Origin of the sequence: Wolbachia endosymbiont of Nilaparvata lugens (assembly GCF_007115045.1) — a bacterium.
Taxonomy (GTDB): Bacteria; Pseudomonadota; Alphaproteobacteria; order Rickettsiales; family Anaplasmataceae; genus Wolbachia.
In genome coordinates this window covers 62,803-73,809 of the sequence record NZ_MUIY01000001.1, presented here as the reverse complement: position 1 = coordinate 73,809, position 11,007 = coordinate 62,803, and the positions used below count along the sequence as shown (strand labels likewise).

Genomic DNA, 11,007 nt, shown 5'->3' with positions numbered 1-11,007 from the left:
TACCATAGCTCTTTACCACAGCAGCTTATGGCTGTTTGAAGCCTATTCTTGCAAACCGACTTCGAGGGGCCCACCCTCATCTATTGTGCAGCTTTGCACTTAGTTTGCTCATTTTTAAGCATTCTTTGTGTCTCTACGGCACACCTTGAACCATTCCATGATTCAAAGTGTTAATGTTATCTATATTCTTTCGAATTTTACTAAATTCTTCCACGTTCACTTTATTAAAGCGTACCTCAACATCTAGGTCATCTTTTATAACTGTGTTGTTTTTAAAGTGCCAGAATCCACTAGGACTAGAATTCAAAGCTGAAGAGGAAATTGTGTCAGGTAGACCATATACACTATCTACTGGCCTAAAAATATCTTCATCTACTTGATCCCAAGCTTGAGGATTATTATTGATTGCTCTAGATTTAGAAATTGCGTTACTAATAACAGTAGCACCCTTTACTGGAGTGAAACCATCACGTTCAAGATCACTGCTTTCAAAAATGGTGTTATCTTCTACTTGAGTATTAAGTAATAAAGCGGTATTTTTCACTGTAGCAGAAACTTTACTGCCTACTAACTGCTTTTTCCTACCTAAACCCATTACACCTCTTGATCTTCAGGTTTTGCTATAACACACAAGTTTAAACCCTATACTTGAATACCAACCTATGGGCAACTAGCTACAAACTAAAAACGCTCTACATATCAACCTTAATATAAGTACCTATACAAAAAAGTTTTTGATGTCAATAGTTTTTTTATTTGAAGACGACAACAAACAGTGTCATTTTATGGTGCAGTGCTTACTATAATATAAACGTTTGTTACGTAGTCTTTGATTTGTGGGTAATAGTAAGCTTTGGAAGTGTTCATATATGCCAAGTTAAGGTCCAAACTCTTAAAGAGAGCATCTTGTTTGGTACATTTATTTTTTAGGAAATTCTTATCAGGAATAAGACAATTTTTTTAGAATAATCTATAAATTAATATCTAAAACAGTTTTTCCATTTCCTTTCTTCCTTATACCACTTTCCCTTAGCTTGACGCGTATATTAGGCATTATTATTTATTAGCAAGAGCTTTAAGAGGTTGTCCACAAATTAAGAAATAAGTAGTATATAAAGGAAGAATATTGAGGTAAGAGATGAGGAAAAAATATCCAACAGACTTAAGTGAAAGGGAGTGGGCTAGAATAGAAAAACACTTCAGGGTATCGTATAAGAAAGGGGGAAGGCCACCAAAATACAGTAAGTGTGAGATACTGAATGCAATTCTTTATGTACTACGCACAGGATGTCAATGGCGTAATTTACCACACGATTTTCCGTTGTGGAAGGCTGTACATGAACAGTTTAGAAGATGGAAAAAGCAGGGGGTTTTTGAGAAAATGAACTATGATATCACTAAATATAGTAGGTCAAAAATGGGAAGAAATGAAGAGCCGAGCGCATGCATAGTGGACAGTCAATCGGTAAAAACCACAGAAAAAGGGGGATTAAAGGTTATGATGGTGCAAAAAAGGTAAAAGGGAGAAAAAGACATATAATTACAGATACTCAGGGTTTTATACTAAGTTGTTATGTAGGAGCTGCTAATGAAAATGATAGAGATGGTATTAAAATAGCATTAAACAATATGAGAACAAAATATACTAAAGTTAAAAAAATGTGGGCTGACATGGGGTACCAAGGAAAAGATTTAAAAACTCATATAGAGAAAGAATATGGAATAAAGATTGAAATTGTGAAAAGGCCTCCATGTAGATTTTGGGTGCATAAAGATACACCACTAGAACTATTGCCACAACGGGATCCTGGATTTTCAGTACAGCCGAGAAGGTGGGTGGTAGAGAGGACTTTTGCTTGGATCAATAGAAATAGAAGACTATCAAAGGAGTACGATTTACTTACAACATCTACTGAAAGTTTCATATATCTGCCTATGAGTAGGGTTATGTTAAGTAGGGAATATGCTTGAATTTAATTGTTTGTGGACAACCTCTAATCACTAAATGGACAATGTCACACAATGTTTCATCCTTAATTTTCCTATATTCCCTCACTAGCCTTGATATTTCTTCGCTGCCCACATCACTACGGAAGGCCTTATCATGTAAGTCTTCAGAGGATTTGGTAAAAAAATACGACATATCAACCGATAGTACTTCTGCTAATTTATATAACCTATCAACTACAAGCCTAATCTCTCCGCTTTCATATCCTTGTACATGCTGAAATGAAATTTCAAGCTTTTTTCCTAACTCTCTTTGACTAAAACCACACATTAGCCTTCTTTTCCTTATTCTTTCCCCTATTTGTTTATCGATAGGATGTTGTATAGTCATTTTACGTATCAGGTAATATTAACTATGTATTATCACTTTGAGAAAAAGATTTTACCAATATATAAACTGCACTACGTAACCTTTTGCTCTTAATTTCGTTATATCCTTTGACTAACTTTAGTATTTCTTCATCATAAGCTTCATGTGAGTCAGTGTGCATATCAGTAAAAAAGTTAGCAACATCTATCGATAGTGCTTTTGCTAAATCATATAATCTACTGGCCAAAACACAATTTGAACCATTTTCGTACTTTTGTATCTGTCTATACGAAACACCTATTCTCTTTCCCAATTCGGTCTGTGTCAAAGCACGATCTAACCTAAGTTGTTTTATTTTTTTACCTAATTGCACTTTTCACCTCTTATTCAAACTTACAACAAATTTTATGAAGTGGAAAAAAAGCTAGCAAAGTAATTGCTTTAATAATTTCTGCCTCTCGCTAATTAAATCGTTTGGCCTTACGTATTTTTTCTCAATTTCCCTCATCTCTTTTTCTCGTTCTGCAATGCTATTTCGTATTACTTCAGCCGAGTATCTGCTTTTGCCACTTGCAAACTCTGATCTTAATCTTCTAACCTTGTATTCGAGCTCAGCAAATCTTTCGTGTTGCTCAAGAAGTTCTATCATATGACTAATTTCAGAGTTTAGCTTTTTTTCCTCAACATTTCTTACAATAAAAGAAAGTAGAAGCTTATCTATTTGGTAATCAATATTTGGTTGAGCAGCAAATAGATCAATTATGGCTTTTACGTCAGTAGGATTTGTAACTAGTAAGTTAAAATTACTACATAAAAAACTATAGAACTTTATCGTCTTCTCAAGATAATTTTTCATATCTTGTGATAATTGCAATTCTTTGTGAATTCCTGACAGCAATATTTTCAATTCTTCCAAGTATTTCGTGTCAAAATTACTTACTTCTGTAGGTGAAAGGATCATTAGCAGCTTTTTTACAAGCTCAACATCATTTAACTTTACTGCATTATAAAGAGCTTTTTCTTTATCTTCTTTTAAATCATAAAGCTCTGATGAGTTATCTATGCTGAATAGATATTCAGTATTTCCTTGAGGAGAGTAGATTAAAATGTCCACTTCTCTTAGCGGGTGATCATCATTAAACTTTTCTAGTAACTGCTTATCGGTAGTTTCCTCTATTGCTACAACTGCTTTGCTTACCTCTTTCAACTTTGCAATATCATCTCTTGAGTTTTCAAGTATATCTTTAGCCTTGTCTAGCAGCTGCTCATATAGAATTATTTTTTCTTCATTATCAAGTAGCTGACAATGCTTTTTCAGCTTTTCAGTAGAGTAAGATAGGATATCCATTTTTTTCAATTTTACGATTACGATACCCCATTTTTGTTGAAACTGAAATAATTTTTATAGGATGTGTTTTTCTAGTGTAGATGCCCGCAAAACTTGTTATTATAATATACAGTAAATCAATAAGTCGTATAATATTAACAATTAAATAATATTTATCACGATATGATCGAATAGTAATGAAATTAAGTGAGGGTTACAATGAAAAAAATAAATGGTAAAAAATTGTCTAGTAAAATGTTAAAAGCGGTAGAGCGAATAGCAAAAGAAGGGTTATTACCTAATTTTATAAAAGCTGCTCCAACAGCAAATAAAAAGATTAGTAAATTACCTGTCTTAACATATCCTGAGGAGCTCAATCCATTTCGATCAGCTTTATGCAAGATAAGGCTAAGTGAATATGAAAATGTGAAATTAAATGAATTCTTGGAAAAAGCTATTGCAGCTGAAAATCTAGACAAATTAAGTAAAATTGTCGATGAAGCTTTGGATTTAGGAATAAGAGTAAACGCTCGCAACGAAGATGGCATTAGCTTCGCTAATGTTACAATGTTTAAGATGCATCGTGATGAATTCAAAGGAAATAAACAAGAGGATATAATCAGGAAGTTAGCCTTAAATGGAGCAGATTTTAATGTACAAGTTGATAAGAAAATAACTGAAATTCATCAAAAGGTGCAAAAAGAAGTTGAGCCACAAATATATAGTAGGCTCAAAAAACTCAGGGAAGTTGGAGAGAACGCTACTATAGAAGGAACTGTTGAAAATGTAGAAATCGATAATAAGACCTTCTATATGGAATTTTCACATAGCTGCATAGTTGATGTTGCAAAAGTTGTAGAAGGCGCAAAAAACTTGGGCCTGAGCAAGGGAGATTTAAATCTCGGTGGCAATATCATAAAAATAGGTGATGGTGAAGTTGAGGTCAAAACCGGGAAGGACGGTAAAAGAAATTACGTAGATATATCCGATAACAGCGCTTTTACAGTAACACTTTGCACTAGCCTAGGAGAGCTAAATTTAATGGTATATCACGATACAGAAGACTATCATCAAGTACAAATTGAGGTAGAAGATGAAGAAATGTGGAATGAGTTGCAAAAAATAGGAGAAATCATAGGACAAGGTTGTTTATTTGGTGGAATGTCTGTTAAAGAAGTAGTGGAAAAAGGCAGCTTTACTAGATGTGGAAGGTGGGGAGACCAAAATTCTAAAAGTAGTGAGACCTTTTCTTGGGTGAATAAATTAAAAGACAACAAAACGACATCCGTAGGGCGTTCTTGATCGGAGGCTATGTTTTTACATAGCCTTAGCTATTGCGAAGTAAAGTAGTTTTTAAAATTCAATCAAGTTTACCGTAAATAATTTACTTTAACCAATAATTTTCTTGTAAAGGTGAGTTGGAAATACATTTAGGCATTATTACTTATTGGCAAGCGCTTTTATTACTGAATGAACTATGTTACACAATATTTCATCTTTAATTTTTCTATATTCTCTTACTAATCTCGATATTTCTTTGCTGCCCACATCGCTACGGAAGGCCTTATCATGCAAGTCTTCAAAGGCTTTGGTGAAAAAATATGACATATCAACGGACAAAGCTTCTGCCAAATTATACAGCCTATCAACTATAAGCCTTACCTCTCCAGTTTCATATCCTTGTATATGCTGAAATGAAATTCCAAGCTTTTTTCCTAAGTCCCTTTGGCTCAAACCACACATTAGCCTTCTTTTCCTTATTCTTTCACCTATTTGCTTATCGATAGGATGTTGTATGGTCATTTTACGTATCAGATAATATACTTTGAGAAAAAGATTTTACCAATATATAAACTACGCTACGTAACCTTTTGCTCTTAATTTCGTTATATCCTTTGACTAGTTTTAGTATTTCTTCATCATAAGCTTCATGTGAGTCAGTATGCATACCAGTAAAGAAATCAGCAACATCAATTGATAGGGCTTTTGCTAAGTCATATAGCCTACTGGCTAAAATGCAATTTGAACCATTTTCGTACCTTTGTATCTGTCTATATGAAACGCCTATTCTTTTTCCTAATTCAGTTTGTGTCAAACCACAGTATAACCTAAGCTCTTTTATTTTTTTGCCTAATTCCACCTTTCATTACTAATTTTAGCTGTTCAAGCTTACATTGAATTTTGTAATTTATGAAGTAGAAAAAAAAGAAGGAGAGCTAGAGAACTCTCCTTCCGGTCTATAGGTTACAATAAACCACTGTCATAAAAACTAAAGTGGCTCTTCTGTGTTACGATTATATGATCTATCAATTTCATTCCTACATTTTCACAGGTTGCAGCTAATGTAAGTGTGTTATCCTCATCCTCCTTTGATGGTTCTATATCTCCACTTGGATGATTATGTGAAATTGCAACAGATGCTGCGTCAATCAGTAACCCCTGCTTTATTATTTCCCTCACATATAGAGGTACTCTGTCTATAGTTCCACAATCTTGAATATACTCATATATTAAATGACCACTTCGATCTAAGTATACCACTCGTAAGCTTTCCTTTCGTGACTGACCTATTGCTGCTTTAAAGTATTTTAATAGCTCTTCTCTATTATCAAGAATCGACAGCTTTTTTAACTTACCTTTCAATATCCTATCGAAAATCTCTTTCAGACAAAAGATACTTGCTATTGCTCCATCGTTCATTCCTGTAACATTTTTTAGCTCATGAAAATCAGCATTAATTACCCTTCCTAAACTACTAAAAAGCTCCATTAGCCTTTTGGCGACTTCTCTTCCTTCTGTACACGCGGATAGATTACGTTCCAGTAGCTCATGGTCAAGTAAAGACCTACCCCTACTTGATAGAATACGAGTTTCTAATTTCTCTTTTCTCTCACTATTATTCATAAAAACCTCCAAGATCAACATTATATACAAATTCAGCGCCAGCTTTCTGACGCAGTAGTTCTCGAGGAATAACCCTTTTGAACTCTAAATTTGCAATGTTGTCCTTGTTGCTTTTATAGGTTTGCCACCAGAAAAGCATACTACAATGTCCTACCAACTTAATGAATTTTCTAGACAAGTTGCTAGACAATTTAATACATCTTTTGCTAGGTATGATGACTGGAGCGATTTACTATGGGCAGTTGGTGAACGTCTACTATCAGGGAAAATACTATTGTTATTTGATGAAATTTCTTGGATGGGCTCAAAAGATCCAACCTTTTTAGGCAAAATAAAAAACTTTTGGGATACACAGCTAAAAAATAATAACAAACTAATTTTCGTTATTTGTGGATCAGCTTCATCATGGATCGAGAAAAATATACTTAGTAGTACTGGCTTCGTAGGAAGAATATCGTTAACTTTAACACTCGGAGAATTATCACTCTCTGATTGCAACGAATTTTGGCCAAAAAATATTTCAGCATATGAAAAGTTCAAGGTGCTTGCAGTAACTGGCGGAATTCCAAAGTATTTAGAAGAGGTAAATTTTAAGCATAGCGCTGAAGAAAATATTAAAAGGCTTTGTTTTACAAAAGGTGGGTTTTTAGTTGAAGAATTTAATCAAATATTCTCAGATTTATTCATGCGAAAAACGGCTTTTTATAAGCAAATAGTCAGAGCTCTTTCTACTGGAGCTAAAGAACAAGAAGAAATTTGTGCTACTTTAAATATCGTAAGACATGGACGCATTTCTGAGTATCTACATGAGCTTGAGCTTGCTGGTTTTATTGCAAAAGATCATACTTGGAGTATAAAAACTGGTACTGATTCACGACTCAGGAGATACAGACTTCAAGATAATTATTTAAGGTTTTATCTAAAATACATCGAAAAAGATCTAGGAAAAATTAGTCGTGACACCTATTCTATAGGGTTCTTACCAGAGTGGTATACAATTATTGGGCTTCAATTTGAAAATTTGGTGCTGAACAATAGAAAGAGTATACATAATATCTTAGGAATTGATGGAATAATAAGCGAGAATCCATTTTTTCAGAAAAGAACGCGTAATAGTGCAGGTTGTCAAATTGATTATATGATTCAAACGAAGTTTAACACTCTCTACATTTGCGAAATCAAATTTTCAAAAGATAAAATTGGTCATTCAATAATACAAGAGGTACAAAAGAAAATAGATACACTAAATCGTCCAAAAGGCTTTTCATGTCGTCCAGTCCTTATCCACGTCAATGATGTAAGTGATGATGTTATAGATAGTGATTACTTTTCAAACATAATTGATTTTGGAGAATTGTTGAATTGTAAGTGATGTTTTTTCTGACTTTAAAAAATAATAGTTTCTACAGTTATTCTTAAGTTTATAGAGTTTGCTAACATTAGTATCTTTAGCTTTACAAGAAGGGAATGGAGCCAAAATAATCTCTCTACTACAATACCATTCTTTAAAACGTCTTTAGAGGGCTATTATAGCGTTATTGATGATTTAGATAGGTTTTGTATGTTTTTACCAAAAACTCATGTAATCTCTTTTCAGCTCAAGTAAAAAGTTGTTTCCAAAATGGAAAGGACTCAAATAGCGAAGATTTCTGTTGTAAAAGACATAATGCTCTTTTTAATTTCTTAGCTGTTTTAAAATTATTTTAACTTTTTTTCAGAAACTCCCGGAAAAAGTGATCGGTATATATTAGTATAGGGGCATTGAATGTAGATGTGCTTAAAACACAAAAGTCGGCAAACGAACAGAGTAGAAAAGATTGAAGAAAGCAAAAGAAATTTAGGCTTTTACGTAATTGAGAATTTGTATTTTTTTTAGATAAGGCAAAAACTGTATTTTAAAGCTAGATGTGACTTTAGGGTAAAATACCAACCAAAGAACGCTTCTTTAAAACTTGATCACAAGCCTTGTAACATCTTTTACTTCTCTTCAACACAGTTAACGAACTACTTTTATCAGCACAGTGAAAGGGTTAATACGGTAGCCATAATCTTTACGTGATGATCCAGGCCAACCAACTGTTTGAATCACATCATTACGTTCGATGTTTAATCCTAACTTTTTAGCTAAAGTGGTTTTTATTGTTCTTTGGATTGTGTTTATTGGTTTTCTAATGTAATGTTCTGGGTATGCTTCTGGATCAAGATTTAGGCGCTTTTCTATTTCAGTTATGCTAAGCAACATGTGTTTTTCAGGAGGTAATTCTTTTTTACAATCATGCAAAAATTGTTCAAATAATATGCGAAAAACCCTCATACATGCTACAGCTTTCTTATTTAGAATCTCTATATTGTTTACGTAAAGTGAGCCCTCTATCAATTGCAACTTTAGTAATTCCTTCTCTTTAGAAGGTTCAATTAGATTAAGTGCAGTATGTAAGATTTGCATTGAAGTATTTGGTATAAACTCTAGTACTCCTCTTTGTGCTGCTTCTTGGAATACTTCAATTAAAGTCTTATGCTGAAAGAAAAGGTCAACCATTTTTACTGTGGGCAAATCAAGAGGTATGTTTGATGGATTTTTTCTTAGTATTATTAATACAGTTGGATTAGCTTTAAGCTTATCTATCGTTAAGAATGTTGGATTGGTGCAAAAATCAAGTATGATTAAACTTACAATCTTACCTTGTCCACCAACATGATAAACTCCACCTTCCACTTTTTGCCACATAAAATTTGTATCACTTAGCTGACCTTCAAACCAATTCATAAATTTCTCTGGGTTTAAATATGCAGATAAGCGGTGAAATCTTTGCTTCTTATAGGTATTAGGTAAAATATCACGGTTGCAGTTTTCACAAATTATATTATCGCATGCTTCGTTAAAGTCCTCATCAATGAAAATCTCATTGTTACAGTATGGATCAACTATATTGGGCCAATCTAATTTATCTTGTCTACGAGAGCAGATAATGTAAGACCTCTCTTGCATCTTAATTAATTCAAGATCTGACAAATACCTTGCTGCTTCGATGTAATTTTGATTTGGATTAACCCAAGAGCTGCCAGAATTAAGAAGGTCAGAGATTTGCTCTTGGCAAGATTGTAAGACCATAAAATTGTTTTATGTATGCTTTAAAATCCTCTCTTTCCCTTTTATTCAGAGGATGTTCAGAGTAGTAAATTGCTATATACTCATCACTTCGCTTGAAAAATAAGCCTATCTTTTTGCCTTGAAATATTACTTTAATCGACTCTATAAATGGCACTATGTTTCCTACAAATGGCTTTAAAACATGCAATTCCGGTGCAATAGGATCATATGGAGCGACAGTCAAAGTGATATTAGTATAGCTGTAATTGAAACGATTTGACTGAAACTTTAACTCAAAAACACGAATATTTGAATCAGATTCATTAATACAAGTTTCTATAAATTTATGCACCTGTTCCGCGAAGTTTTTATCCTGCACATCTACAAAAATACATTCGCAGCCAAAGTGACAACTTGCAATGCTATTTGCTATTTCTATAGCTTGATCAATATTTCTAGCACCAAGATCTACCTGAGTGCCATTTAGTAGAAAATCCAAAATCATCCACTCTGCCTTATGGCCATGAATGACTTTGTTTGAATTTAACAACAAATCTATATCGCTAGCTTTGCGTATTAACACATATAAACGATTCTGATGATAGAAGAAACCTTGTAGTTGATTCTCGAAACTGTCATTTCTCTTAATGTTATCTTCTTTCAGTATTTGTTGTATGATTTCCTCTGAGATAAAGTCCTTAAATGGAGTACTTGGTCGTCTTGGTATTTTTTGTAAGGCAAAAGACATGAAACTCTTTCTTTGTATTTTTTCAAAGTGATAGACAGACTTTAAAAGATTGTAATCTGCATGAAACAGTAGAAACAGCAAAGACTTTTTATCATATTTATTATTATTTTTTACAAGGTAGGATTTCATGAGTTCCGTAGTTAATGCAGATCTTGCAATTTCACTGACAGTAACTTCTAGTTTTGCACGGTCAAAACAGGTAATCAAGTAGTAAGTAACGAGAGAATCGGAATAATTAGCAATCACTTTACGTTTGTATTGTACAGATGTATTATCGTAACTTTCATCATCAAAGAGTTGAGCATTTAATTTATCTTTAAAGGAGTTTTGAAAAATAATATTTAATTGCTTACCAGAAAGTGAATCTATCCAAGACTGACGTATTTTTGTATTGTGAAAACGATCAAGCAAATGGTTAACAGGGACTTCTAAATCATCTTCCCAAAATTTACGATTTGGATAAATGTTCATAAGAAACTAACCACACCATAATAACATAATAGACTATTTAAATAGTTAAGATAGAAATTTGAAAGTCTTGACCAATAATTATGCAATGGCTGTTTACTGATTTTTAACCAAGTTTTTTCAAAAAATTTTGCTTAAAGAGTAAGATTTTT

The 11,007-nt window shown here is 33.2% G+C and carries 12 protein-coding genes; 3 read left to right on the top strand and 9 right to left on the bottom strand.

Annotated features, from left to right (window positions below; all coding sequences use genetic code 11):
* Positions 1-133 precede the first annotated feature (133 nt).
* Complete coding sequence (locus BWZ41_RS00365) at positions 134-595, bottom strand: hypothetical protein (protein ID WP_143689040.1); 462 nt, start codon at positions 593-595, stop codon at positions 134-136.
* Positions 596-1,138: 543 nt separating this feature from the next.
* Between BWZ41_RS00365 and BWZ41_RS00360 the strand changes: the two genes are divergently transcribed.
* A protein-coding gene (locus BWZ41_RS00360; protein ID WP_143689039.1) for an IS5 family transposase occupies positions 1,139-1,971 on the top strand; the annotation gives its coding sequence in 2 pieces (ribosomal slippage) (positions 1,139-1,505 and positions 1,505-1,971; 834 coding nt in all).
* On the opposite strand, the gene BWZ41_RS00355 is transcribed toward BWZ41_RS00360, so the two are convergent.
* From BWZ41_RS00355 to BWZ41_RS00345, 3 genes are read right to left on the bottom strand one after another with little or no spacing between them, the layout of a single operon-like run.
* On the bottom strand, positions 1,946-2,338 hold the full coding sequence (locus BWZ41_RS00355; RefSeq protein ID WP_143689038.1) for a helix-turn-helix domain-containing protein: 393 nt from the start codon (positions 2,336-2,338) through the stop codon (positions 1,946-1,948). The genes BWZ41_RS00360 and BWZ41_RS00355 overlap by 26 nt on opposite strands.
* A 22-nt stretch (positions 2,339-2,360) precedes the next feature.
* Positions 2,361-2,690, bottom strand: coding sequence for a helix-turn-helix domain-containing protein (locus tag BWZ41_RS00350; protein WP_007549995.1), 330 nt, complete (start codon positions 2,688-2,690; stop codon positions 2,361-2,363).
* Between the two features lie 51 nt (positions 2,691-2,741).
* Positions 2,742-3,665: a hypothetical protein gene (locus BWZ41_RS00345; protein ID WP_143689037.1), complete on the bottom strand. Its 924-nt coding sequence runs from the start codon at positions 3,663-3,665 to the stop codon at positions 2,742-2,744.
* A 198-nt stretch (positions 3,666-3,863) separates the two neighbouring features.
* Between BWZ41_RS00345 and BWZ41_RS00340 the strand changes: the two genes are divergently transcribed.
* Positions 3,864-4,946, top strand: coding sequence for a hypothetical protein (locus BWZ41_RS00340; protein ID WP_143689036.1), 1,083 nt, complete (start codon positions 3,864-3,866; stop codon positions 4,944-4,946).
* A gap of 138 nt (positions 4,947-5,084) precedes the next feature.
* Here the strand turns inward: BWZ41_RS00340 and BWZ41_RS00335 are convergent, their stop codons facing one another.
* The 3 genes from BWZ41_RS00335 to BWZ41_RS00325 all read right to left on the bottom strand — a co-directional run bounded on the left by BWZ41_RS00335 (position 5,085) and on the right by BWZ41_RS00325 (position 6,548).
* Entirely contained in the window at positions 5,085-5,447 is a 363-nt protein-coding gene (locus BWZ41_RS00335; RefSeq protein WP_143689035.1) for a helix-turn-helix domain-containing protein, read from the bottom strand.
* Between the two features lies 1 nt (position 5,448).
* Positions 5,449-5,784, bottom strand: a complete 336-nt coding sequence (locus tag BWZ41_RS00330) for a helix-turn-helix domain-containing protein (protein WP_143689034.1) — start codon at positions 5,782-5,784, stop codon at positions 5,449-5,451.
* A gap of 104 nt (positions 5,785-5,888) precedes the next feature.
* Positions 5,889-6,548 (bottom strand): JAB domain-containing protein, encoded by a 660-nt coding sequence (locus BWZ41_RS00325; RefSeq protein ID WP_143689033.1) that lies wholly within the window; start codon positions 6,546-6,548, stop codon positions 5,889-5,891.
* Positions 6,549-6,693: 145 nt separating this feature from the next.
* Between BWZ41_RS00325 and BWZ41_RS00320 the strand changes: the two genes are divergently transcribed.
* Complete coding sequence (locus BWZ41_RS00320; RefSeq protein WP_241653828.1) at positions 6,694-7,920, top strand: AAA family ATPase; 1,227 nt, start codon at positions 6,694-6,696, stop codon at positions 7,918-7,920.
* A 624-nt stretch (positions 7,921-8,544) separates the two neighbouring features.
* On the opposite strand, the gene BWZ41_RS00315 is transcribed toward BWZ41_RS00320, so the two are convergent.
* Both BWZ41_RS00315 and BWZ41_RS00310 read right to left on the bottom strand, forming a co-directional pair.
* Positions 8,545-9,660 carry a hypothetical protein gene (locus tag BWZ41_RS00315; protein ID WP_143689032.1) on the bottom strand — a complete coding sequence of 372 codons (1,116 nt, stop codon included), beginning with the start codon at positions 9,658-9,660 and terminating at the stop codon, positions 8,545-8,547.
* On the bottom strand, positions 9,626-10,858 hold the full coding sequence (locus tag BWZ41_RS00310; RefSeq protein ID WP_143689031.1) for a hypothetical protein: 1,233 nt from the start codon (positions 10,856-10,858) through the stop codon (positions 9,626-9,628). The genes BWZ41_RS00315 and BWZ41_RS00310 overlap by 35 nt, the downstream gene beginning before the upstream one ends.
* Positions 10,859-11,007: the final 149 nt, after the last annotated feature.

What these genes read in the sequence shown, in the direction of transcription:
- BWZ41_RS00310 (WP_143689031.1), bottom strand. Translation starts at nt 10,858, where the DNA reads ATGAACATTTATCCAAATCGTAAATTTTGGGAAGATGATTTAGAAGTC.
- BWZ41_RS00340 (WP_143689036.1), top strand. Translation starts at nt 3,864, where the DNA reads ATGAAAAAAATAAATGGTAAAAAATTGTCTAGTAAAATGTTAAAAGCG.
- BWZ41_RS00355 (WP_143689038.1), bottom strand. Translation starts at nt 2,338, where the DNA reads ATGACTATACAACATCCTATCGATAAACAAATAGGGGAAAGAATAAGG.
- BWZ41_RS00325 (WP_143689033.1), bottom strand. Translation starts at nt 6,548, where the DNA reads ATGAATAATAGTGAGAGAAAAGAGAAATTAGAAACTCGTATTCTATCA.
- BWZ41_RS00365 (WP_143689040.1), bottom strand. Translation starts at nt 595, where the DNA reads ATGGGTTTAGGTAGGAAAAAGCAGTTAGTAGGCAGTAAAGTTTCTGCT.
- BWZ41_RS00335 (WP_143689035.1), bottom strand. Translation starts at nt 5,447, where the DNA reads ATGACCATACAACATCCTATCGATAAGCAAATAGGTGAAAGAATAAGG.
- BWZ41_RS00315 (WP_143689032.1), bottom strand. Translation starts at nt 9,660, where the DNA reads ATGGTCTTACAATCTTGCCAAGAGCAAATCTCTGACCTTCTTAATTCT.
- BWZ41_RS00320 (WP_241653828.1), top strand. Translation starts at nt 6,694, where the DNA reads ATGTCCTACCAACTTAATGAATTTTCTAGACAAGTTGCTAGACAATTT.
- BWZ41_RS00345 (WP_143689037.1), bottom strand. Translation starts at nt 3,665, where the DNA reads ATGGATATCCTATCTTACTCTACTGAAAAGCTGAAAAAGCATTGTCAG.